General features: G+C 64.0%; 18 protein-coding genes and 2 riboswitches. Of the genes, 16 read left to right on the forward strand and 2 right to left on the reverse strand.

The window, feature by feature from the left end:
* The first annotated feature begins 27 nt into the window (after window positions 1-27).
* Window positions 28-1101, forward strand: coding sequence for a peptide chain release factor 1 (prfA, locus tag PQG80_RS17205; protein ID WP_271752661.1), 1074 nt, complete (start codon window positions 28-30; stop codon window positions 1099-1101).
* 58 nt (window positions 1102-1159) lie between these two features.
* On the opposite strand, the gene PQG80_RS17210 is transcribed toward prfA, so the two are convergent.
* Window positions 1160-2023 carry a helix-turn-helix transcriptional regulator gene (locus tag PQG80_RS17210; RefSeq protein ID WP_432432764.1) on the reverse strand — a complete coding sequence of 288 codons (864 nt, stop codon included), beginning with the start codon at window positions 2021-2023 and terminating at the stop codon, window positions 1160-1162.
* Window positions 2024-2164: 141 nt separating this feature from the next.
* Here PQG80_RS17210 and PQG80_RS17215 point away from each other — a divergent pair, with 141 nt between their 5' ends.
* From PQG80_RS17215 to PQG80_RS17240, 6 genes are all read left to right on the forward strand, one after another.
* On the forward strand, window positions 2165-3583 hold the full coding sequence (locus PQG80_RS17215; RefSeq protein WP_271752662.1) for an MFS transporter: 1419 nt from the start codon (window positions 2165-2167) through the stop codon (window positions 3581-3583).
* A gap of 81 nt (window positions 3584-3664) precedes the next feature.
* Window positions 3665-4657, forward strand: coding sequence for a peptide chain release factor N(5)-glutamine methyltransferase (prmC, locus tag PQG80_RS17220; protein ID WP_271752663.1), 993 nt, complete (start codon window positions 3665-3667; stop codon window positions 4655-4657).
* A 99-nt stretch (window positions 4658-4756) separates the two neighbouring features.
* Window positions 4757-5563 (forward strand): stage II sporulation protein R, encoded by an 807-nt coding sequence (spoIIR, locus tag PQG80_RS17225; protein ID WP_271752664.1) that lies wholly within the window; start codon window positions 4757-4759, stop codon window positions 5561-5563.
* 50 nt (window positions 5564-5613) lie between these two features.
* Window positions 5614-6825 (forward strand): L-threonylcarbamoyladenylate synthase, encoded by a 1212-nt coding sequence (locus tag PQG80_RS17230; protein WP_271752665.1) that lies wholly within the window; start codon window positions 5614-5616, stop codon window positions 6823-6825.
* Window positions 6826-7812: 987 nt separating this feature from the next.
* A complete protein-coding gene (locus tag PQG80_RS17235) occupies window positions 7813-8370 on the forward strand; it encodes a manganese efflux pump MntP (protein WP_271752666.1) in 558 nt (185 codons plus the stop codon).
* A gap of 59 nt (window positions 8371-8429) precedes the next feature.
* A complete protein-coding gene (locus PQG80_RS17240) occupies window positions 8430-9011 on the forward strand; it encodes a low molecular weight protein arginine phosphatase (protein ID WP_271752667.1) in 582 nt (193 codons plus the stop codon).
* A gap of 126 nt (window positions 9012-9137) precedes the next feature.
* Here PQG80_RS17240 and PQG80_RS17245 read toward each other — a convergent pair whose 3' ends face one another.
* Window positions 9138-9752, reverse strand: coding sequence for an SLOG family protein (locus PQG80_RS17245; RefSeq protein WP_271752668.1), 615 nt, complete (start codon window positions 9750-9752; stop codon window positions 9138-9140).
* Between the two features lie 93 nt (window positions 9753-9845).
* Window positions 9846-9927: riboswitch (ZMP/ZTP riboswitch) on the forward strand.
* Window positions 9928-10015: 88 nt separating this feature from the next.
* On the opposite strand from PQG80_RS17245, the gene rpiB reads away from it, so the two are divergent.
* The 9 genes from rpiB (at window position 10016) to PQG80_RS17290 (ending at window position 23396) form a co-directional block, all read left to right on the forward strand.
* The gene (gene rpiB, locus PQG80_RS17250; protein ID WP_271752669.1) at window positions 10016-10474 is read left to right on the forward strand and encodes a ribose 5-phosphate isomerase B; all 459 of its coding nucleotides are present in this window, start codon (window positions 10016-10018) and stop codon (window positions 10472-10474) included.
* 25 nt (window positions 10475-10499) lie between these two features.
* On the forward strand, window positions 10500-11093 hold the full coding sequence (locus tag PQG80_RS17255; RefSeq protein WP_271752670.1) for a TIGR01440 family protein: 594 nt from the start codon (window positions 10500-10502) through the stop codon (window positions 11091-11093).
* 93 nt (window positions 11094-11186) lie between these two features.
* Window positions 11187-12437 (forward strand): serine hydroxymethyltransferase, encoded by a 1251-nt coding sequence (gene glyA, locus PQG80_RS17260; RefSeq protein WP_271752671.1) that lies wholly within the window; start codon window positions 11187-11189, stop codon window positions 12435-12437.
* 107 nt (window positions 12438-12544) lie between these two features.
* Window positions 12545-12686, forward strand: a riboswitch (cyclic di-AMP (ydaO/yuaA leader).
* A gap of 163 nt (window positions 12687-12849) precedes the next feature.
* The gene (locus PQG80_RS17265) at window positions 12850-13923 is read left to right on the forward strand and encodes a KamA family radical SAM protein (protein ID WP_432432766.1); all 1074 of its coding nucleotides are present in this window, start codon (window positions 12850-12852) and stop codon (window positions 13921-13923) included.
* A 172-nt stretch (window positions 13924-14095) separates the two neighbouring features.
* Window positions 14096-14764: a PspA/IM30 family protein gene (locus PQG80_RS17270; protein ID WP_271752673.1), complete on the forward strand. Its 669-nt coding sequence runs from the start codon at window positions 14096-14098 to the stop codon at window positions 14762-14764.
* 129 nt (window positions 14765-14893) lie between these two features.
* On the forward strand, window positions 14894-15298 hold the full coding sequence (locus tag PQG80_RS17275) for a DUF350 domain-containing protein (protein WP_271752674.1): 405 nt from the start codon (window positions 14894-14896) through the stop codon (window positions 15296-15298).
* Window positions 15299-15322: 24 nt separating this feature from the next.
* Complete coding sequence (locus PQG80_RS17280) at window positions 15323-15838, forward strand: DUF4178 domain-containing protein (protein WP_271752675.1); 516 nt, start codon at window positions 15323-15325, stop codon at window positions 15836-15838.
* Window positions 15835-16614 carry a DUF4247 domain-containing protein gene (locus PQG80_RS17285; RefSeq protein ID WP_271752676.1) on the forward strand — a complete coding sequence of 260 codons (780 nt, stop codon included), beginning with the start codon at window positions 15835-15837 and terminating at the stop codon, window positions 16612-16614. Before PQG80_RS17280 ends, PQG80_RS17285 begins: the two co-directional genes overlap by 4 nt.
* A 209-nt stretch (window positions 16615-16823) precedes the next feature.
* Window positions 16824-23396, forward strand: a complete 6573-nt coding sequence (locus tag PQG80_RS17290; RefSeq protein ID WP_271752677.1) for a lamin tail domain-containing protein — start codon at window positions 16824-16826, stop codon at window positions 23394-23396.
* Window positions 23397-23516: the final 120 nt, after the last annotated feature.

Raw genomic sequence — 23516 nt, forward strand, 5'->3', positions numbered from 1 at the left:
GATTATGATTACCGGAGGTTGGTTAAAGTGCTGGATCGATTGCAGGCACTGGCGGACCGATACGAGAAGCTGAGCGAGTTATTGTGCGACCCTGACGTGGTGAACGACTCCGCCCGTCTGCGCGCGTATGCGAAGGAACAATCGGACCTGCAGGAGCCTTTTGAGGCCTATGTGGAATATAAGCAAGTATCGGAGCAGCTGTCCGACGCCAAGGCGATGCTCGAGGACAAGCTGGACGACGAGATGAAGGCCATGGTCAAAATGGAGATCGAGGAGCTCGCCGCCCGCAAAGAGGAACTGGAGGAACGCGTGCGCGTCCTGCTGCTGCCGAAGGATCCCAACGACGACAAGAACGTCATCGTCGAGATCCGCGGCGCGGCCGGCGGCGAGGAGGCGAACTTGTTCGCCGCCGAGCTGTACCGCATGTACGCGAAGTACGCCGACAGCCAGGGCTGGCGCACCGAGCTGCTCGAGGCGAGCGTGAGCGACCTCGGCGGCTTCAAGGAAGTCATCTTTACGATCAACGGCCAGGGCGCTTACAGCAAGATGAAGTTCGAGAGCGGCGCCCACCGCGTGCAGCGCGTGCCCGAGACGGAGTCCGGCGGTCGCATTCATACGTCGACCTCGACCGTCGTCGTCATGCCGGAGGCCGAAGAGGTGGACATCGAGATCTCGGATAAAGACATTCGCGTCGACACGTTCTGCTCGAGCGGCGCGGGCGGCCAGTCGGTCAACACGACCAAGTCCGCCGTGCGCGTGACGCATATCCCGACCGGCATCATCGCGACCTGCCAGGACGGCAAGTCCCAGAACGACAACAAGGCCAAGGCCCTCCAGGTGCTGCGCACCCGGATCATGGATATCAGGATCCAGGAGGAGACGGCCAAGTATGCGGGCGAGCGCCGCGAGAAGGTCGGCACCGGCGACCGCAGCGAGCGCATCCGCACGTACAACTTCCCGCAGAGCCGCGTCACCGATCACCGCATCGGCCTCACGCTGCACAAGCTCGACTCCGTGCTGAACGGCGAGATGAACGACATCGTGCATGCGCTGTCGATCGCGGAGCAAGCGGATCTGCTGGAGAAGGAAGGCATGGCTTAAAAGTTTTTCTCATGCGTATCGGCTTCAAGCCCATTCGTCCCTTCGGGGCGCAATGGGCTTATTTTGCGTCCCGCAGCAATTGCGCGAGCTTGGCGGAGGTATCCCCTTCCGCGGACGGCATATTGACGGTTACCGTCAGATGCGGCGCGTCGGATACGATCAGGGAGACCTGCTCGAAGACGAGCAGTCCCGCTTCGGGATGATAGTTGCGCTTCGTGCCTTCGGGTCCGTCGAGCACGTCGTGCGCCGGCCACCAGGCCCCGAACTCCGGACTCTCTAGCGCCAGATCCTCGATCATCGCCATCCACCACGGGTCGCCGGCGAATCTGGCGTAGCCCGCGCGGAACTGGGCGAGCCGATGCCGGGCATGCCGTTCCCAACCGTCCCGGAGCAGTTCGCGCATCGCCTGCGAGGTGAACGTCCGCCACACGGTATTGCGCTCCCGTGGCGACATCGCGTCGTAGTCCCCATAGATCAAGCCAGCCATCCGGTTCCAGGCGACGACGTCCATCCGTTGATCGGTCGCGATGGCCGGGCAAGGCATCTGCCGCTCGAGGAACAGCCGCAGCGTCCGCGGCACCGCGCCGTCCGTCGGCTGCGGATCGGCCGGCAGCTGCCGCAGCGCGAGGAGATACAGGTGCCTGCGTTCGACCGCGTCGAGGCGCAGCGCGGCGGCGATGCCGTCGAGCACCTGGGCCGAGACCTGGATGTCTCGCGCCTGCTCCAGCCAGGTGTACCAATCCGCGCTGACGCCGGCCAGCATCGCGACTTCCTCTCGACGCAGGCCCGGCGTGCGCCGTCTCCCCCCGCGGGGCAAGCCGACTTGCTCGGGCCCGAGCCGTTCGCGCCGCGTCTTCAAGAACAGCGCGAGCTCCCGCTGCCGCTGTCGCTGATCGTTCGCAGGTTCCATCGCTTCGTTCACTTTCCCTTCCGTTCGCCTCTACCCGGGGAGCGTCTCTCCCGGGATAAACGCTCCGCTTACGCCAGCGTCAGCCTCATTATAAACTGACCGGGATACGGAAGGCGAACGCGCCGCTCCGGCAGAAGGAAGGAGAATGTTGAAATGGAAACAATCGCGCAAATTCGCCCGCGGCGCAACAGCGGGGCGGCAAGAGCCGCGCTGCTGCTCGGGCTGTCGCTTGGCTACTTTATGGTGCTGATGGACACGACGGTGCTCGGCGTGGCGCTGCCCGCCATCCGCGAGGAGCTGGGCGGGGGCCTGTCCGGCATGCAATGGGTGTCCAACGCGTATACGATCGTATTCGCGGGATTGCTGCTGTCTATGGGCGCGCTCGCCGACAGGCTGGGAGCGAAGCGGGTCTATACAGCGGGGCTGGCCGTGTTCCTCGCGGCATCGGGCTTGTGCGCAGCGGCGCCCTCGCTCGGCGCGCTGATCGGACTGCGCGCCTTGCTCGGCGTCGGCGGGGCGGCGCTGCTGCCCGCCTCGCTCGCGCTGCTGACGCAAGCGTATCCCGAGCCCGCCGCCCGCGCTCGCGCGCTGGGCATCTGGGCGGCGACCACCGGCGCCGCGATGGCGATCGGTCCGGTCGCCGGCGGCTTGCTCGCGGACGGACCGGGCTGGAGATTCATCTTCTTAATCAACGTACCGCTCGCCGTCGTCAGCCTGGTTGCCGTTACTAAACTCGCCGGCGCTGGAGCCGAACGCCGCCGGCGCGGTCTCGATCCCGCGGGGCAGTTGACCGGCATCGCGGCGATCGCCTCGCTCGCTTACGCCTTGACGGAAGGCCAGACGCGCGGTTGGACGTCGACTATCGTGCTCGTCGCGTTCGGCATATTCGCGCTGGCCGCAGCCGGCTTCATCTTCGCCGAATCCAGAAGCAAGGCGCCGCTCCTGCCGCTGCGCATGCTCGCGATCCCCGCCGTGTCGGCCGGCATGGTGTCCGGCCTGCTGGTCAATGTAGGCCTGTCCGGCGTCCTGTTCGCGGTTCCGCTCTTTTTTCAGGAAGCGCGGGGCTATTCCGCGCATGCGGCGGGCCTCGCCATGCTGCCGATGACGATCCCGCTCGCGTTCAACCCGATATGGACGGGGCGCCTCGTCGGACGCGCCGGCGCGCGGAAGCCGTTGACCGGGGGCTTCGCGCTGTGCGCGGCGGGCGTGTTGACGACGGCGTACGCGTCCGCAGCGCCCGGCTACTTTTATCCGATGATCGGCCTGCTGCTCGTCGGCTTCGGCACGTCGTTCGCCGTCCCTTCCCTGATGGCCGCCGTGATGGCCGCCGTGCCGCGGGAATCGGCCGGTACCGCCTCCGGCGCGCTGAACGCCGCGCGGCAGCTCGGGGCGACGCTGGGCGTCGTGCTGATGGGCGCGCTCCTCGGCCATGCCGGCTCCGCGGCGGAAGGGACTCGGATCGGCTTCCTGGCTCTCGGGGGCGTGCTGGCCGCCGGCGGTCTGCTCTCCTGGTTCAAGATCGGGCGCGACGCCGCGGCTCGCAGCGACGAGGCTCCCCGGTCCGCGTCCTAGTATCCGGAACGCCGCTTGTGGTACCATATGGCGATGTATCCAAGCGCGGAGCAAGGATCTAAACGGTAGGGGGAAGAAGGCATGGAGCGAGGTCGGACGTACGGGGAAGTATGGAAGGCCGGAGCTCGGCGGTTGGCCGAGGCGGGCATCGACGGCGCCGAGGCGGAGGCCGGCGCCGAGCTGCTGTTCCTGCATGCGCTGGGGACCGGCAAGGCCGAGCTGCTGCGCGACCTGCGGGAGCCGTTCCCGGAGGACAAGCGACCGGCTTGGGAGGCGATGCTGGCGCGCAGGGCGGCGGGCGAGCCCGCCCAATACGTGACCGGCGAGCAATATTTCTACGGGCGCCGGTTCGCGGTGACGCCGGCCGTGCTCATCCCGCGGCCGGAGACGGAGCTGCTCGCCGAGGCGGTGCTCGCAGGCGCGGCGGAGATCGTCGCGGCGCAGGCGCTTGGCGGCGGTGCCGGTTCGGCAGAACGCGTCGCGAAGGGGGCGCTCGCGGCGGGCGAGCTCGCGGAGCAAGGTGCCTCCGGTGCCGGCGCGCTGCGCTTGCTCGACGTCGGGACCGGCAGCGGCGCGCTAGCCGTCACGCTGAAGCTGGAGCGTCCGCAGTGGCGCGTTACCGCCAGCGACCTGTCGCCGGATGCGCTGACCGTGGCTGCCGGCAATGCCGCCGCGCTCGGCGCGCAGATCCGGTTCGTGCAGGGAGACCTGTTGGCGCCCTTCTTGCCGGGCGGCGATCATGCGGGGGAACGGATCGATATCCTCGTCTCCAACCCTCCGTATATTCCCTCCGGCGACTTGGCCGGGCTGCAGCCCGAGGTTCGGGAGCACGAGCCGAGGCTGGCGCTGGACGGCGGACCGGACGGCCTCGCTCCGTACCGCCGGATGGCCGCGCAGCTCGCAGGGCTGGACGAGATGCCGAAGATGGTGGCCTGGGAGGTCGGCATCCATCAGGCGGAGCAGGCGGCCGAGCTCTTGCGGCAGGCGAATGCCTGGGACGAGGTGCGGATCGTGCGCGACTACGCCGGCATCGACCGTCATGTGCTCGCGATTCGGGGTTTGCGAAAAATATAGATTGCTAGGTTTACAGATTCGGGAGAAGGACATAATGAGGACTAAGCCGTTCCGGAACGCATCGGCCGCACCGACGGGTGCGCACAAGGAGCGAGAACGATGCGCGGTATTCGTCATTATGGTCCTTTTCTTTTTCTTCTTCTTATCGGTCTGTCGGGATTTTCTACGTTGGCAGTGAACCGTGCCTCGGCGGATGCCGAAGGCGACGATACGATACCGAACCAAGCGATCCGCATCCGAATCATCGCGAACTCCGACAGCGAACGAGATCAAGCCGTCAAGCGCCAGGTGCGGGACGACGTCGCCGCCGTGATCGAGTCTTGGGGCGAGATGCCCCCGAAGATTGAAGAAGCGCGCGCGCTGATCCGTTCGAGGTTGTCCGAAGTCGAGCAGGCGGCGGAAGCTTCGCTGAAACGTTCCAAGGCGGGTTACGGCGAAAAGACGGAGCTGGCCGTCGTGGACTTCCCCGCGAAAACGTTCGAGGGCAGCGAATATCCCGCGGGCGAGTACGAAGCGCTTCGCATCACGCTCGGAAAGGGCGGCGGCGCGAACTGGTGGTGCGTCTTGTTCCCGCCGTTGTGCCTCGCGGCCTCGACGAAGACGGACGACGCCTCGGCGAAGGAGCCGGCCAAGGCCGCCGCGACAGAGAAGGCGAAGGCTGCGCAAGGTAAGGACGAAGGAGCGCAGGGCCGAGACAAGGCTGCGCAGGACAAAGTCACGAAAGATCAGGATAAGGCAGCTTCCGTGAAAGGCAAGGCAACCGCGGTCCAGGCTGTATCGCAAGGCGCGGCGGATGATAAGGACGTCATCATGGCGTCCGCGCCCGCCGAGAAACCGAAGGCCGAGTTCTTCCTCTGGGTGCTGCTCGAGAAGCTGTTCAGCTTCATCGGATCGTTGTTCGCTTGAGCGCTGTGATATAATCGTCCTAACTTGAGGAACGCGAGGGACGGACAGACATGACGACGAATACGAGATATTGGACGCCGGCGGACGGGGATGCCGGCTTGAACGAAGCCGCCGCGGCGCTCGCCGCCGGCGGCGTCGTGGCGTTTCCGACCGAGACCGTGTACGGTCTCGGGGCGGACGCGCGCAGCGAAGCGGCAGCGGAGCGGATCTTCGCGGCCAAGGGAAGGCCGTCGGACAACCCGCTGATCGTGCATCTGGCAGACGCGTCGGATGTGGAGGCGCTGGCTGCCCGGGTGTCGCCGCTCGAGCGGGAGCTGATGGCGGCCTTCTGGCCGGGGCCGCTGACGCTGGTGCTTCCCGTGCGCGAGGGCGCAGTCGCATCCCGCGTCACCGCGGGGCTCGACACGGTGGCGGTGCGCGTGCCGGCGCATGAGACGGCGCGGCGGCTGATCGCGGCCGCCGGCTGTCCGGTCGCCGCTCCCAGCGCGAACCGCTCGGGGCGGCCGAGCCCGACGCTGGCCAGCCATGTGCGCGACGACCTCGACGGGCGCATCGACGGCGTGCTGGACGGCGGTCCTACCGGCGTCGGCGTGGAGTCTACGGTCGTCCGCGTGCTCGGGGGCGACGTGCATATCCTGCGGCCGGGCGGCGTGACGGCCGAGCAGCTGCGGGCGGCGGTCGGCGGGGCCGCGCGCATCTTGGCCGCCGGCGCCGAGGGCGAGCCGACGGGAGGCAGCGCCGGTGCCGCGAGCACCGAGGGTGCGCCGGTGGAGAGGAGTGCCGGTGCCACGGGCGCCGAGGGTGCGCGGGTGGAGGGCAGCGCCGCTGGCGACGGCGCTGTTGAAGGGGCCGCCGCCGGGAACGGCTCGGCGGCAGCGGATGCCGCGGGCGCGCCGCGCTCGCCCGGCGTGAAGTACGCGCATTACGCGCCTATGGGCGTAATGGCGATCGCCTCCGGCGCGCCGGAAGCGGTGCGCGCCGCCGTGCAGGCCGCCGTCGACGCGGCGCGACGGCGGGGAGAGCCTGCCGGCGTGCTGTGCTGCGACGAGCACGCCGGGACTTACAGCGCGGACGCCGTCATCGCGCTGGGCCCGCGCGCGGCGCCGGAGGCCGCCGCGCAGGCGCTGTACGCGGCGCTGCGCGAATGCGACGCGCGCGGCCTGCGGTTCATCGCGGCCGAGGCCTTCCCGGAGGAAGGCATCGGGGCTGCGCTCATGAACCGCATGCGCAAGGCGGCCGGCGGCCGCGCCTTGCCGGTCTGACCGCTCCGTCGCGCATCTAGCCGCTGCGGCATTCGGCGCTTGGCCCAGCACCAACGCGCCTCGCCGCGCGCAGATGCACCATAATAGTGCATACAGCGCCCCGAGCGCGCCTCCAATGCGCCTGACCACACGCCAGATGCACCATAATGGTGCATACAGCGTCCCGATCTTTCCATCAACGCGCCTCACCGCCCGCAGTTGCACCGTAATGGTGCATACAGCACCCCGAGCTCTCCATCAACGCACCTCACCGCCCGCAGATGCACCATAATAGTGCATACAGCGCCCCGAGTCCCCCATCAGCGCGTTTCACCGCCAGCAGTTGCACCATTATGGTGCATACAGCGTCCCGATCTATCCATCAACGCGCCTCACCGCCCGCAGTTGCACCATAATGGTGCATACAGCACCCCGAGCTCTCCACCAACTCACCTCCCCGTCCGTAGATGCACAATAATTGTGCATACAGCATACCTCGCCCGGCACCAACTCACCTCCCCGCCCGCAGATGCACAATTATTGTGCATACAGCATACCTCGCCCGGCACCAACTCACCTCCCCGCCCGCAGATGCACAATAATTGTGCATGGAGCGCTCCTCGCCCGGCACCAACTCACCTCCCCGCCCGCAGATGCACAATAATTGTGCATACAGCATACCTCGCCCGGCACCAACTCACCTCCCCGCCCGCAGATGCACAATAATTGTGCATACAGCGCCCCTCGCTCGCCTCCGCCCCTCGCTCGCCTCCGCCCCTCGCTCGCCTCCGCCCCTCGCTCGTCTCCGCACCGAGCTCGCCGCATCGCCGAGCCCGGCTCCTGCAACACGCATCGCCCGACGTCCTCATACTGTCGTTCCCGCTCGCACCGCCTTTACGACGCCTGCCTTGCTTCTAGCCGGGACGCTCCACCTCCCTGCCAGGTCATGATCGCGGCCTTGTCCGCATATGCTCACATATCGGGCAAGCGGGACAAGGGGGCTGAAGCATGGAATGGTCTGCGGCGGCAGGACATTTGATTACGATCGGGATTATGGCGATAGCGCTCGGGATGGACGCCTTCTCGCTGGGCATCGGCATCGGGCTGAAGGGAGTCCGCAAGTTGGACGTGCTCAAGCTGAGCGCGTTGATCGCCTTGTTCCACGTGCTGATGCCTCTCGGCGGCATACTGACGGGGCATTATGTCAGCGGACTGCTGGGCGGGGTCGCTACATCGGCGGCCGGCGCGCTGTTGCTGCTGCTGGGCGGACATATGATATACAGCGCGATACGGGGGGAATCCGTAGCCTCGTTCGACCACCGGACGTTCTGGGGCATGCTCGTGTTCGCGCTCAGCGTGAGCATCGACGCTTTTTCGGTCGGGGTATCGCTCGGCATGTTTTCGGCGCATATAATGATCACAGTACTCATGTTCGGTTTCGTGGGCGGAGCGATGAGCGTGCTCGGGCTGCTGCTCGGGCGGAGGGTGAGCCAGTCGCTCGGCGGGTACGGGGAGGCATTCGGAGGCGTTATTTTGTTTGCATTCGGCCTGCTTTTTTTGATATAACTATTTCACTATAAATAGATGAAGGACGTTCGTCCGTCCAAACGAGGAGGCTAAGGATCATGCGGCGTATATTGATGGTGTGCACCGGGAATACATGCCGGAGTCCGATGGCCGAAGCGCTGCTGCGCGATTGGGCGGCCAGGACCGGCGCGGCGATGGAGATTAGATCCGCGGGCGTGTCGGCCCAATCGGGCATGCCGATCTCGGCGAACGCGGCGGAGACGCTGAGGCGCGGGAACGTGGGGCTGCCCGGCGCGTCGACGCGGCTCGACCGGGAGCACGTGGAGTGGGCGGATCTCATTCTGACGATGACGACCTCCCACAAGCGAGCGATCACGGAGCGTTACCCGCATGCGGCCGGGAAGACATATACCTTGAAGGAGTACGCGCGCCAGAGCGAGGCGCTGCTGCCGGACTTGCGGGAGATGGACCGCCTGCATGCCGAATGGCAGGTGGCGCTGGCGCTGGGCCGGCCGTTCCCGGAGGCGGACAAGCGCCGGTTGGCCGAGCTGTCGCGCCGCGCGCCGGACCTGGATATCGCCGACCCCTACGGCGGACCGCTTGCGGTGTACGAGGCCTGCGCCAGAGAGATCCGCGAGGCGATCGAGCGGGCGTTCGGCGGGCGCCAAGCTTTGGATTGATTGAATCCAGCCGTCGTTGCTCTTCTCATGAATAAAAGCGCCGCTTGCTCCGTCATGGAGCAAGCGGCGCTTTTTATTCATGAGAATGCTCAGATCAGCCATGCGAAGACCGCCGCTGTCCGCGCCTCAAATCTCCTCGTTCCAATCGGAACCCTTTTCCCCGTCGTTTTCTGCCTCGCCATATCCGTCCGCCATCTCGATTTGTTCCTCGTTCGCGGCGCTCTGGATGTCCTCGGAGCTGACGGAGAGATAGACATATCCGTCCTCGCGGCTCTTGCGGAGCGCCTTCTCCTTCATGAACTTCGGGCTGGCATCCCCGGCCTCCTCGTCGTAGACTAGGATGATGCCCTCCGTCTTGCGCAGGAGCAGATCGTCCCGCGCGGCGAATTGCCAGGGGCCGCTGTAGGGCTGCTTGCTCACGGCGCCGTAATAGTCCACGTCCTTCAGAATGCCGCGGTAATACTCCTGCTTGTCCTCGCTCCACTTCTCCTCTTGCCCTTCGAACGCCGTCAGAATCGACAGCCGCAGATGCGGATAATCCCGTTTGAGCGCGACGACCGACTCGCACGCCCACAGATCCACGCCGTACTGTCCCGGGGTGATGACCCACTCGAGTCCTTCTTCGATCAAGGGGATGAGCTTGGCCTCGATCGCTTTTCTTATATAAGGAATGCCCTTGTGTTTTTGTCCGAAAATGCCGAGCTCGTGCGCGCGGTACCCGGTAATCAGCAGATTGTTCATGCAAGCTCCTTACTTAGCCGTATTAAGGATTATTATAGTCTATTTTGCGATTGACTTCGGCATTTTCCTTCGATATGATGGAGCTACAAGTTGCAGTTCCGGTGTAACTGGCGACACAAGTGGGATTAACCACAGTGGAGCACCGGAATGTCGGCCGGTCGCCTGGGCAGAGAGCAGCGTGCTTTAGCACGCGTGCTCTTTTTCGTCTTTTTGCGGCAAATTCGGTATAATACATCTGACAATCAAGGGAGGTAGGTACAGTCATGATCATCGCTATCGGCGCCGACCACGCGGGCTATCGTCTCAAGGACGTCATCGTCCCGTTCCTGGAAGCGCAGGGTCACCAGATTATCGATCTCGGATGCCATTGCGGGGATTCGGTGGATTATCCGGATTATGCCGTGCCCGTATGCGACAAGGTCGTCCGCGGCGAAGCGGACAGGGGAATCCTGATCTGCGGGACCGGGATCGGCATGTCGATCGCGGCCAACAAGACGCCGGGCATCCGCTGCGCGCTCGTGCACGATCTGTTCTCGGCCAAGGCGACGCGCGAGCACAACGACACCAACGTGCTGGCGATGGGAGAGCGCGTCGTCGGTCCGGGCGTCGCCGAAGAGATCGTCCGCGTCTGGCTCGATACGCCCTTCTCCGAGGGGCCGCGCCATATCGGCCGGCTGAACAAGGTCAAGGCGCTCGAGGAGCAGCAGGCTCTTCACCCATGAGCGGACCGGGAGGCGCGAGGCGACGATGACTGACCAAGACCAAGCGATGCCCGTCGCGGGCCAAGTCGAGCGGGCGCTGTCCGAGCTGGCCGAAGCCGCCCTTCTGGGCGCGGGACAGATCGTCGTGCTGGGCGTCAGCACGAGCGAGGTGCAGGGACGCCGCATCGGCACGTCCGGCGCGCCTGCCGTCGCCCGGGAGATCTATGAGGGCGTCCGCCGCGTTCGCGCGCGGCATGGCTTCGAGACCGTGTGGCAGTGCTGCGAGCATCTGAACCGCGCGCTCGTGACGGAGCGCGCCCTGGCCGCCGCCAAGGGCTGGACGATCGTATCGGCCGTGCCGGTCCCCAAGGCCGGAGGCTCCATGGCGGCGTACGCATACGGCCAGCTGGCCGATCCGTGCCTCGTCGAGGCGGTATCCGTCGACGCGGGCCTGGATATCGGCGAGACGCTGATCGGCATGCATCTGCGCCCGGTTGCCGTGCCCGTGAGGCCGTCCAGCCGCTGGATCGGCGAGGCGCGGGTGGCGATGGCCTATTCGCGGCCCAAGCTGATCGGCGGCGAGCGGGCGGTATACGCGCGGCAGCCCGAAGCGGCGCCGCCGTCCGGCACTTGCGACTGAGGCTGGCCGTTGCCGTTAATCTGCCGCTAGGCGGGCCAATTACCGAACCTTTAATAATAAATCTAATGCCTATAATCCTAAGGAGGACTACCCATGACCGCCAACCTGCGCAAACAAGACCCCGAGATCGTCAAAGCCCTTAACCTGGAGCTCGGCCGCCAACGCGACAACCTGGAGCTGATCGCTTCCGAGAACATCGTCAGCGAGGCCGTGCTCGAAGCGATGGGCACCGTGCTGACCAACAAGTATGCCGAAGGCTACCCGGGCAAGCGTTACTACGGCGGCTGCGAGTACGTCGACATTCCTGAAGAAATCGCGCGCAACCGCGCCAAGGAGCTGTTCGGCGCCGAGCACGCCAACGTCCAGCCGCACTCCGGCGCGCAGGCCAACCTCGCCGTCTATCTGGCGGCGCTGAAGCCGGGCGACACCGTGCTCGGCATGAACCTGGCGCACGGCGGTCACCTGACGCACGGCAGCCCCGTCAACGCATCGGGCATTCTTTACAACTTCGTTGCCTATGGCGTGGACGAGCAGACGTTCACCATTAACTACGACGAAGTCCGCAAGGCTGCGTTCAAGCACCGTCCGCGCATGATCGTCGCCGGCGCGAGCGCTTATCCGCGCATCATCGACTTCGAGGTGCTCGGTCAGATCGCGAACGACGTAGGCGCCTTGTTCATGGTCGACATGGCTCACATCGCCGGCCTCGTGGCGGGCGGCCAGCATCCGAGCCCGGTGCCGCATGCGCACTTCGTCACGACGACCACGCACAAGACGCTGCGCGGTCCGCGCGGCGGCCTGATTCTCTGCACCAAGCCTTGGGCGGCCGCGATCGACAAGGCCGTCTTCCCGGGCACGCAGGGCGGACCGCTCATGCACACGATCGCGGCCAAGGCCGTCGCGCTCGGCGAAGCGCTGCAGCCGTCGTTCAAGGACTACGCGGCGAACGTCGTGACCAACGCCAAGGCGCTGGCCGAGACGCTGACCGCCGAGGGCATTAACCTCGTCTCCGGCGGCACCGACAACCATCTCATGCTCGTCGACACGCGCAACCTGAACATCACGGGCAAAGACGCCGAGCACGTTCTGGATTCCGTCGGCATCACCGTCAACAAGAACGCGATTCCGTTCGATCCGACGAGCCCGTTCATCACGAGCGGCGTCCGTATCGGCACCCCGGCCGTCACCTCGCGCGGCATGGACGCTGCGGCGATGCGGAAGATCGGCCAAGCGATCGCGCTGACGCTGAAGAATGCCAAGGACGAATCCAAGCTGGACGAGGCCCGCAAGCTCGTGCGCGAGCTGTCCGCCCAATACCCGCTGTACCAAGGACTTGAATACTAAGAATTAGACTTGCAGCACGTGCCATATACAGGTATCGGCGCCCAATTTTGTGCCTTGATGGCCGAATGGGGCGCCGATTGTTTGACGATTCGAGACAATCGGTATAAACTAAGTGTACGCTTAATTCCCGGCATCGGCCGGGAAACGGGGGAACCGAATCTTCACGGGGCGAATTGATGCCGTCAGGCATCATAGGGTACCATCTTACCCGAGTCCGTCAGCTAACCTCGTAGGCAGTGGATGGGTCCATCTAATTTATTGAAGCTTGAATGACCCTCGCCGGGTCTTTTGGCGTCTCTACAAGACCCCTCTGTCTGGCTAAGCGTACCGCGCGCGCCTCCTGCAGAAGGGTCTTTTCTGTCCTTCCGGGCGTGTCGACACTAGACCGGAGAAGGAGGAATTCACGTTGGCCATGCCGGAATTCGCCAGAAACGTGGACCATGACGCTGCCGCTCCGATTTGCACGAATACGAATACGTACTACCATAAACTGATCGACTGGGACAATGCGGACGACCCGCTCCGCAAGCTGTTGTCCCCTGCGCTGCCGAAGACCGGCGGCAAGGGGGTATGGGGCGCCTCGGACGAAGAGGCCGAGTATCTCGCCCAAGGGTACCGCCACAAGTTCCGGGCATCCGCTTTTCTGATGCTTCCCGAGACGGAGGCCGAGGAAGGCGTGACGCCCGCGCTCGAATACATCGCTTCCCACCCGGAGATCCGGCAGGTCATCCTGGCCGGCGGGGACTGCTTCAGTCTCCCTACGGCGAAGCTGCGCAAGCTGATCGAGAGCCTGCGGGCGATCCCGCACGTGGGCATTATCCGTCTCAGCACGCGCACGCCGGTGATGGACCCCGTACGCATATCCGAGGATCGGGGACTGCTGCGGCTCATCCGTGAGTATTCGACCCCTGCCAAGCCGATCTACCTGATGGTTCACGTCCATCATCCCAGGGAGATGACGGCCGAGGCGACCCGGTCGCTGCGCTCCCTCCGCGACGCCGGAGCCGTGATCGTGAACCGCACGCCGATCCTGGGCGGTATCAACGACGCGCCCGAACTGCTCGGAGAGCTGCTGGAGCTGCTGGAGCTGGCAGGCGTGACGCCGTATTACTTTTTCGTCGATCGTCCCCGCGACGACGATTGCCAGTTCGCGGTACCGCTGGCCAAGGCTTACAGACTCGTCGAGCAAGCCAAGCTGACGACCGCGGGGTTGGGCCGCCGCGCGCGTCTTGCGGTGAATCACGATGCGGGCTTCATCGAGGTGCTGGCCGTTGAGAGCGGCAAGGCGTACCTGAAGTTCCATGCGTCGCCCGACGACGAGGCGGGCAAGTTCATCACGGCGGATTGCCCCGAGGATGCGCTGTGGCTGAACGATCTGCCGGGCAGCGAATCCCGGATCGGATCGGTGCAGATCGATTGGACGGACTCCGAGGATTACGGCCTTCATACTTCCTACGTCAAGCGCCCGTACCAGATCGGGGACTGACGGATCGCGCAGAGGCGCCATACATCCGGTTTTGCCTTTGCGGGCGGGCCGGATGTATATTTATATGGACGGATACTCGGAGGCCATCGGGGATATGTTGAAACGGTCGGCCCGCGTCTTCGTATTACCCTACATAGCCGCGAACAAGCGGACAAGAGGAGGATTCGTGTAAATGTCTATTTTCAAACGATTGCGCGATCTCACGCTGTCGAACGTATATTCCCTGATTGAAAAAGCGGAAGACCCGGTCAAGATGACCGATCAATATCTGCGCGACATGGCGGAGGATCTCGAGGATGCGGAGAAGGCGGTCGCCGCCCAGATCGCGATCGAGAAGCGCTTCAAGCAGCTGTACGAAGAGCAGTCGGCGCTCGTCGCCAAGCGCGAGGAGCAAGCGAACATGGCCGCGCAGGCCAAGAACATCGACCTGGCCCGCCGCGCGCTCGAAGAAAAGAAGGCTGCAGAGATCAAGGTTGGCGAGTACAAAGCCAGCTACGAGCAGAACAAGCAGGCGGCGGACAATCTGCGCCTGAAGCTCGACGAGATGCGCAAGCAGTTCACCGAGCTGAAGAACCGGCGCGAGACGCTGGTCGCCAGAGCCAACGCGGCGAAGGCGCAGGCCGGCATCAACAAGGCGATGGCGGGCTTCGGCTCCGACACCGCGATGTCCGGTCTCAGCCGGATGGAAGAGAAGGTCCGGCAGATGGAAGCCCATGCGGAGGCGACCGAAGAGCTCAGCCAGTCCAAGGGCAAGTCGCTGGACGACGAATTCGCGGCGCTCGGCAAGGACAAAGCGGTCGAAGACGAACTGGCCGCCCTGATGAAAAAGTACGAGAGCTAAGGCGGCGCCAAGAGGACTCCCCCCGCGGGGGTCCTTTTTTTAAACGCTTGGGGGCCGCAAGGCCGTTGCGGCATGAATTCAAACTAAGCTAAAATAAGGTAACACATTCAGTTGGAGGAGAGACGTTCATTGACGATTGAAAACGTGATCGGCACGCTGCTGTGGACGGCGGCAGGCGCGGTGCTCCTGTTCATACTCATGGGCATCGACGCTTACTTTACCAAGTACAAGGATCTGGCCGAGATGAAGCGGGGCAATACGGCGGTCGCCATCCGCTTCGTGCTGAAGCTCTTGGCGCAGGGCTATATTCTGTCGCGATCGATCGTGACGTCCGACGATCTCGGCGAGGCGCTGCTCGTCTCGTTCATCTCGTTCGTGATCCTGTTCGTGCTGGAATGGATCGTCGAGCTCGCGTTCCGGAAGATCGGAGATCTGCGCTTGGACGAGGGCGTGCGGGACGGCGTCGTGGGACACGGACTGATCGCCGGTTCCCTGCATCTGGTCGGGGCGCTGATTATCGGCTCGTGCCTGTAAGGCAGCGGGGAGGAGGACACGAGGATGAGCCTGTTCAAGCGGGTTAAGAATATATTGAAAAAGGCCGAGCCGCTTCCGGTGGAGCGGAGCGTGCTGACGATGGGTCCGGGCGACGTGTGCGAAGTATCGCTCGTTACCTATCAGGTGACCGGCCGCACGAAGCCGACCTCGCGCAACGAGGTGTGGCTCACGCTGCGGGACGGCGCCGACGTCCGCTATCTGAATATCGAGCAGCGTCTCGACACGTCCTATGCGCTGTTCAACTCGATCGACGGCCGACTGGATTCAATGGACGAGGTGCCGGCGCATATCGAGCTGGACGGCATCGACTACCACTTGGAGGATCAGTACAGCACGCGCATCGTCGAAGCGGGCAGCACGCCGTTCGCTGCGGCGGGGGGCGAGCTTTACGTATGGCGCTTCCAATCCGACGGGCGCAAGCTGCTGCGGATCGAGTGGCAGGACGGACGCTTCATGCTGTATGAAGGCGAGAGCGTGCTGCCCGGGGACGTGGAATGGCTGAGAGGAAGCGTACGATGAGCCGGCCTTCGCGCCGGGGAGCCGGCCGCGGATGGCTGCGTTCGTCCATTCACCTGACCGTGATGCTGGCGCTCGTCGTGACGTTGCTGTCCGCGTGCGGCCCGAGCGTGAACGTGCAGGAGACCTATCCGCTCGAGTCGGTCAGCGGCAGCGGCAGCCAGACCTCGTACGTATACCGCGCGGCAGGGGAGACGGTCCAGGAGGTCGCGGCAGCGCTCACGGCCAAGAAGAAGCCGGAGCAGGTGTCGAAGGAAGATCCCGAGCATATGTTCCTCGTGTATTCGGATCAGATCATCCATGTGCAGAAGGATCCGAACAACGCGGAGGACAGCCTGGTCGAGGTCGACTCCAAGGAGTACGTCCGGCAGAACTACAGCCCCTCGTTCCTCGAGGGGTACCTGCTCGCAAGCCTGATCGGCAATCTGTTCGACTCGTCGCGAGGCGGGTATTACGGAGGCTATCGCGGCTACGGCAGCCAGAAGGCGTATCCGCCGACTACCGGCACTTACCGCGTTCCGACGGTGAGCGACCAGAAGGTCGCGCCGCCCCTCACGGTGGACAAGAAGGGCTCGATCTTCAAGCGCGGCAAGACGTCCGACTCCGGCAGCAGCGTGGGCTCGGGCGGTCTGTTCGGCAAGAAAAAAACAACGAGCGGGAGCATCACCCGCGACGGCTCGAGCAGCTCCGGCAGCAAGTCGGGATCGAGCTTCAAGCCCCGCAAGACGACAAAGCCGCGAACGAGCTTCGGCGGCTCGGGACGGATCAGGCGACGATGACGGCAAAGGGTTGGCCCAGCGCAAATGTGCGCTGGGCTTTGTTTATTTTGCGGCCATCTCGAGAACCGGACTTGATAAACCAAACGTAAATCGGCGATTCCTTAATATTCCTCTGACATTCCTCTAATCGGTACCGCACACACGGCTTGTAAGCTTGTTCTTATGGCTGCGTAAAGCCGAATTCGTGACCGGGGAGATGAGAGGAACGAATGAAGAGCAAGACGGGTACGGGGAAACGGATGCTAAGCGGGCTGCTGGCCGTCCTGATCGCGGGGAGCGGTATCCTGGCCGATTGGACGACGGGCGCCGCGAAGGCAGAGGCCGAGAGCGCAGGGCCCGAGCTGCTGATTACGGAGATCGTATTCAATTCGCCGAACGTCGGTTCGGGGGATATCAACGCATGGGAATACGTCGAGCTCTACAACAATGGCGCCGAAGCGATCGATTTATCGAATTACTATATCTACCGCGAGAACTATAACAGCGGTACCAACTATAAATGGCCGATCGAGAGCGGCAAGACGCTGCAGCCCGGCGCGACCATCGTCGTTCGCGGTCGGACGGCGGGCGCCGACGGCGAGCTGCCGGCTTTTAATACGGCATATAAGACTTCGCTGTCGGATAGCCAGGTCGCGTTCATGGACCAGTCGGGCGGCGGGAATATCCCGAATACGGGTACCTATACGCTGTCTGTAAAACGGAGCGCAGGCGATGAAACGATCGTATCGGCGCGCTATAACGACGCAGCGGTCAACGGGTCGGAAAACGGCGACGATGCTAACGGCAAAAGCGTCGTCTATGCTTACAACGGCATGTACGGCAACACGATGACGAAGCTGGCCGCCAAGGCGACGCCGACGCCCGGCTCGCTGATCGCGGGACAGCCGCTGGCGCCGGCGCCGGGGAAGCCGTCGCTGACCTATGCGCCGGCCCTGACGAGCTCGGCCCCTAGGCCGATCAGCATAAGCGCGTCGGTCTACAGCGCCGCGCCGGTGACCTCGGCTACGCTGCACTACAAGAAAAACGGAGAAACCACCTATACGTCGGCCGCGATGAGCGTCGGAACGGCCGTATACAACGTGTCGGCGTTGACGGGTACGCTGCCGAAGTCCGCGCTCGAGGGAGCGGACAAGGTGTATTACTATCTGGAGGCCGCGAGCGCGGCGGGCGCGGCGCGCAGCCCGGAGACGGCGGACGCCGCCTATGAGCTGAACGTGCTGCCGGCGCCGACGACGGGCGCGGGTCCTTATCTGCTCATTACGGAGATCGTGTACAACAGTCCGAATGTAGACGGAGCCGACGTCACCGCATGGGAGTACTTCGAGCTGTACAACAACAGCGACAAGCCCCTGCATCTGAGTCAGTATCGGATCGCCTATACCGATCCGTACGGGGCGCCGGTGTCCAATTGGACGTTCAAAGAGGACAAGGTGCTGCAGCCTGGCGCCACAATCGTCGTACGGGGCGAGACCGCGGGAGATAACGGTACGCTGGCTAAGTTTAACGCAGCCTACAAGCTCTCTCCCGGACTGACGGAAGATCAGGCTACGCAATTCGTCGGTTCCGGCAATCTGGTGAACGACCCGGCGCGTATGGTGTCGATCGTCACGCAGTCCGGCGATACGATCGTATCCGCCTCATACAACTTGGAAGGAACCGGCTCGGACAACCTGAACGGCACCTCCGTCGCGTACGCGGCGCCGACGGACGGCGGACCGCTCATGACGAAGCTGGGCAGCAAGGTGCCGGCTACGCCGGGGGCGCTGATCCCCGAGCAAGTGCCCGAAGCGCCGGTCGCGCTGCCGGACGATTTCCTGAAGCCGATCATCGTCCACAATCCGTCCGTCGGATCCACGGTCGCCAAGGATCTGACGATCGCCGCCCAGATTACGGACGATCAGGGCGTCCAGAGCGCGAAGCTGCATTATAAGTCCGACAAGGCAGCCGAATATACGGCTGTCGATATGACGAAGGCTGCGGGCGACACGTATCAAGCGGACGTGCCTAAGTCGGCGCTGGAAGGCGCGGAGCATCTGTACTATTACTTCGAGGCGACCGACGGATCGAACAGCGTGCGCAATCCGTCCGCGTCCGCCGATCCGTATGACATTCGCGTGTTCGCGTCGGAAGGCGAGAATATTCCGGAGCTGCTCATCACCGAGCTGGTCCCGGACAACAAGGGCAGCGACGCCTACGAATATATCGAGGTTTACAACAACACGGACAGATCCGTGAATTTGAAGGACTATCAGATCGTGTACGAGCTGTATCACGGCGCGACGTCGAGCTGGGATCTGACCCAAGACCTGACTCTTCCCTCCGGAGGGACCGCAGTAATCTGGGTTCAATCGAATTTGAGCAAGGACAAGACCTTTGCGGATTTCAACGCGCACTGGGGCGCGAGTCTGCCGGAGAACCAAGTGACCAGCCTATATGCGCTAGGCATGGACAACGCTGCGGAAGGCCGCGTGCTGATCGCCGCGGATGCGACAGCTCCGGTCGACCATCAGCGCGGCGCCATTGCGCAAGCCTGGTTCAGCGTAGGCGCGGACGAGGTGGACGATACCGGTACGAGCGTCGTCTATGAATATCCGAGAGACGGTACAAATCGTATGTTCAAGCGGGCGGTGAGGCAGAAGGCGACGCCGGGCGTCCTCATTCCCGACCAAGTGCCGTCGCAGCCGGTCGCGCTGGGCGAGGATGCGTCCGCGCCTACGATCGAACTGAGATCGCAACCGGGCAGCCAGCCGTTCGGCGCAGTGAACGTGACGGCCGCAGTGACCGACGATCAGTCGGTGCGCCGCGTTACGCTGCGGTTTAAGCGGGACATCGACGCAGCGTACAGCGAGCTGCGCATGACGCCTAGCGGGGCAGGCGAGGGCGTGTTCGCCGCGACGATCCCGCAAGTGCGGTTGCTGGGCGCATCCTACATGGAGTACGACATTGAAGCGACGGACGGCATGGGCGTGTCGCGGCTGACGGATGGGGGCAAAGCGCCGCAGAAGGTCGTATTCGAAGGCACTAGCGCCTTTTGGTTCAACTTGGATGCAGGCGCTCTGCTGCGCGGCCAGCAGACGGTGATCGGGAGCGGAGCCGCGGGACAGCCTGCGCTCACGTTGGACGGCAAGGCGCTGAGCGGCAATCCCGCCATCTCGCAGCCTGCCTATGTGACCTTCCGTGCGGACGACATGCAGTCTTCCTTCAAGAACGGACTGTTCGTGAACGGAGAGTTGGCCGCGCTGCTGCCGAACGGCAGCAATCTCGATACGCAGAATATCGCGATTCCGGCGCATCTGCTTGAGCCTGGTGCGAACACGATTAAGATCACGGCTGGTACCGCGACGTCGCCGACAGGGACCGAAGGCAACAACGACGATTACCGGATCGAAGGCGTCGGCGTGCTGCTAGGGGACGGCTCCGAGGCAACGATCGTATCCGCCAGAGGCAAGAAACTGGATGCGAACGAGTTTACCGGTATCAACATTAAGGATCGTCAAAAGGTCGGCGACGGCAGCGGATATTTCGAATATGTCGAATTCGTCGTCGACGTGCCTGCATCGCTGTTCAAGGGCGTGTCCGCGAACGTGGATACGACGAAGATGACGGATGGCGAGCATGTATTCGGTCTGACGGGTCCGGGCGGCGCCGATGCGACGCTGCGCACGATCGTGGACAATACCGCTCCGGCATTCGAGTCCTTCTCGATTGAAGAGGGCAAGACCTATACCGGCAAAATCGCGTTTGAAGCCGCCGCCAAGGACGCGACGAGCGGCGTGGCAAACTTGGCCGGGACGCTGGACGGCAAGCCGGTGACGCTGCCCGGCTCGGCGAACGCTTCCGCGCTGCAGGCCGGGAACCATGTGTTCGCGGTCGTCGCGAAGGACAAGGCGGGCAACGAGACCATTCGCAGCGCGACGTTCTCGACCAAGGACGGCAGCCCGAATCCGCCTGTCGAGCCGGAGCCCGGCGAAGGGAAGGCGCTCGAAGGCGGCAGCGCCAACCTGAGCGTCAAGGTCAGCGATCCGGACGGCGAGGCGCTCGACGTGACGTTCGGGCCGGCCTACCGCTATGACTTCGCGGGCGGCAGCGACATCGAAGCTCATGAGAACGCAACGGACCGCGAGCCTCCGCTGGAGCTGAGCCCGGCAGGAGAGAAGGCGTTCGGGACCGACGCGGTCAAGCAGGTGGCCAAGAAGGATGGGCAGTATTACGTTACCGACGCGGAGGGTTTGTTCCCTTACCAACGGTACGACTTCAAGCTCGAGCAGGAGTCTGCCGGCATGGCGGCGGTCGAGGTCGTCTGGGAAGGGCATTCGCTGCCGGACCGCCAGGTGACGATGTACGTCTGGAACTTCAATGCCGGCAAGTGGGAAGCGGCCGCGTCGGGCCGGGGAGACGCGGACTTCCGGCTCTCCGCTCGAGTCAAGGCGGACGACATGGTGCGCGACAAGACGGTTCACGTCCTGATCCAGGACCTCGTGCCCGCGGCGGAGGACGGCAACGACTTCACGTTCGCCTGGTCGAGCGATACGCAATATTACGCGGACTCGTACCCGGAGATTTTCGAGAAGGAAATGAAGTATATCGCGGACATGAAGAATGAAAAGAACATCGTGTACGGCATCCATACGGGCGACTTGGTCGACGATTGGAACCGTCCGGACGAGTGGGCCGTAGCCAGCGCGAGCATGAAGCGTCTGGAAGACGCGGGCATCCCGTACGGCGTAGTCGCGGGCAACCACGACGTCAACCATGATGCGGGCAACTATAGCGAGTACTGGAAGTATTTCGGCCGCGACCGCTTCGAGAAGCAGCCGACGTACGGGGACGACCTCAACAACAACCGCGACCACTACGATCTGGTGTCGGTTAAAGGACAGGACTTCATCATCCTGTATCTCGGCTGGAATATCGAAGACGGCTCGGTCGAATGGGCGAACGAGGTGCTGAAGAGGTATCCGAACCGCTACGCGATCATCGCCACGCACGAATACATCTCGCCGAGCGGCGCGTATTCCGGTCAAGGCGAGATGATCTGGAACAAGATCGTCGCCGTGAACGACAACGTACAGATGGTACTGTGCGGTCACTTGCACGGCGTCGCGTACAACGTGAAGCACGTGGGCGAGCGCACGGTCGTCGAGATGCTGGCGGATTATCAATCCGGCCCGCAGGGCGGCCAAGGGTACATGCGGTTCCTGAGCTTCAACGTGGCGGAGGGCAAGATTCACGTGAGCACATACTCCGCGTACATGGACGATTGGAATTTCTTCGACGAGCCGGGCAAGGACGACTTCGACCTGCCGTACAAGGCGCAGGATCCGGCCAAACGCGTGGCAACCGACTATGTCGGCGTGAACGTGTACGGCGGCGCGGTCATTGGCGGGCAGAAGAACGTCAAGAGCGGCGATCGGGCTGCGGCGGCATGGACGGGCCTGAAGGGGAACACGGCCTACGGCTGGTATGCCGCGGCCACCGATCCGTCGGGCAACCGGACGCTGTCGGAGATCTGGCGCTTCACGACGGGAACGGTTGAATCCGGCGGGGGCGACAACGGGAATGGGAACGGGAACGGGAACGGGAACGGGAATGGGAACGGGAACGGCAATGGGAACGGGACCGGGAACGGGAACGGCAATGGGAACGGCAATGGCAACGGCAACGGAAATGGCAGCGGCGCGGGGACGTCCTTGACGGTCGTCGAGGCGAGCGCGATCCCGGCGGGGACCGCTCCGGTCTCGCTGACGATCGAGCCAGGCAAATCGGGCGTGAGCTTGACGGCGGAGATCTTAGCCAAGCTTGGCGAGCGGGAGCTCTCGCTGCGAACTGCGGAAGGGATCGCGGTCACGCTCACGGCCAAGACGGTCGGCGAACTTGCGGGCCGCATCCGGCAAGGGGAGTCGTTGGTCCTCACGGCACAGCCGGTAGCGGCAGCGTCTGTCGCGCAGGCTACGGAAGGCGCTGGACGCAAGCTGGAAGCGAATCTATCCGCAGCCGGAGCGTCGTTGAACGTGACAGCCGGCAAGACGAACGGGACGGGACAGACTGAGCCCATCGCGGCGTTCGCAGAACCCGTGACGCTGACGCTCCAGGCCTCCGGCGTGCGCAATGCCAAGCTGGCCGGCGTGTATCGGATTGTGGACGGTGGAGCGGAGCGGATCGGCGGCAAGTACGCCGAAGGCGGATTTGAAGTCGCGGTTGACGGTCCGGGACAGTATGTCGTGCTAGAATACGCGAAGCCTTACGCAGACCTGACGGCAAGCCATTGGGCGTACGGCTACGTGCAGGAGCTGTCGTTGAAGGGGATTGTCAAGGGCCTGGATGCTTCGACGTTCGGGGCGGCTAAGCCGACGACGAGGGCCGAGTTCGTGGCGATGCTCGCCAGAGCGCTTGAGCTCGCGCCGACCGCGGGCGGCGCTAAGTTCGCCGACGTGAAGGCGGACGCCTGGTACGCGGACGCGGTCGCCGCAGCTACGGAAGCCGGCATCGTGTCGGGCGTCAGCGACGGGCGATTCGAACCGGGCAGCGAGATCACCCGGGAGCAGATGGCCGTGCTGATGATGCGGGTGTTAGAATATCGCCATAGCGTCTCGCAGCCGGTCGGAGGCGCGCTCTCCTTTGCGGACGGCGGGTCGATCAGCGGCTGGGCGAAGGAAGCGGTCGGCCAGGCTGCCGCTCTTGGACTGCTGAACGGCCAGGGCGACGGCAAGTTCGCGCCGCTGAAGCCGGCGACGCGGTCGGAGATCGCCAAGGTTGTCGTCATGATTCTGGAGCGGCTCTAAGCCAGTAAGGCAAACTCGACGGATGCGCTCCGGCTTGTGCCGGCGGGGCGCATCCGCTTTATTTACGAAGTCAAAGGCGGCTTGCAGAGAATGGGAATCGTATTGCGCGAATTAGGCGGA

Origin of the sequence: Cohnella rhizoplanae, from assembly GCF_948329515.1 — a bacterium.
Lineage (GTDB): Bacteria > Bacillota > Bacilli > Paenibacillales > Paenibacillaceae > Cohnella > Cohnella rhizoplanae.

Excerpts from the sequence above, each read along its gene's own strand:
- PQG80_RS17240 (WP_271752667.1), top strand. The coding sequence starts at position 8,430 with ATGCGGCGTATATTGATGGTGTGCACCGGGAATACATGCCGGAGTCCG.
- spoIIR (WP_271752664.1), top strand. The coding sequence starts at position 4,757 with ATGCGCGGTATTCGTCATTATGGTCCTTTTCTTTTTCTTCTTCTTATC.
- PQG80_RS17215 (WP_271752662.1), top strand. The coding sequence starts at position 2,165 with ATGGAAACAATCGCGCAAATTCGCCCGCGGCGCAACAGCGGGGCGGCA.
- PQG80_RS17265 (WP_432432766.1), top strand. The coding sequence starts at position 12,850 with ATGCCGGAATTCGCCAGAAACGTGGACCATGACGCTGCCGCTCCGATT.
- prmC (WP_271752663.1), top strand. The coding sequence starts at position 3,665 with ATGGAGCGAGGTCGGACGTACGGGGAAGTATGGAAGGCCGGAGCTCGG.
- PQG80_RS17245 (WP_271752668.1), bottom strand. The coding sequence starts at position 9,752 with ATGAACAATCTGCTGATTACCGGGTACCGCGCGCACGAGCTCGGCATT.
- PQG80_RS17235 (WP_271752666.1), top strand. The coding sequence starts at position 7,813 with ATGGAATGGTCTGCGGCGGCAGGACATTTGATTACGATCGGGATTATG.
- PQG80_RS17280 (WP_271752675.1), top strand. The coding sequence starts at position 15,323 with ATGAGCCTGTTCAAGCGGGTTAAGAATATATTGAAAAAGGCCGAGCCG.
- PQG80_RS17290 (WP_271752677.1), top strand. The coding sequence starts at position 16,824 with ATGAAGAGCAAGACGGGTACGGGGAAACGGATGCTAAGCGGGCTGCTG.
- PQG80_RS17255 (WP_271752670.1), top strand. The coding sequence starts at position 10,500 with ATGACTGACCAAGACCAAGCGATGCCCGTCGCGGGCCAAGTCGAGCGG.
- rpiB (WP_271752669.1), top strand. The coding sequence starts at position 10,016 with ATGATCATCGCTATCGGCGCCGACCACGCGGGCTATCGTCTCAAGGAC.
- PQG80_RS17270 (WP_271752673.1), top strand. The coding sequence starts at position 14,096 with ATGTCTATTTTCAAACGATTGCGCGATCTCACGCTGTCGAACGTATAT.
- PQG80_RS17230 (WP_271752665.1), top strand. The coding sequence starts at position 5,614 with ATGACGACGAATACGAGATATTGGACGCCGGCGGACGGGGATGCCGGC.
- glyA (WP_271752671.1), top strand. The coding sequence starts at position 11,187 with ATGACCGCCAACCTGCGCAAACAAGACCCCGAGATCGTCAAAGCCCTT.
- PQG80_RS17285 (WP_271752676.1), top strand. The coding sequence starts at position 15,835 with ATGAGCCGGCCTTCGCGCCGGGGAGCCGGCCGCGGATGGCTGCGTTCG.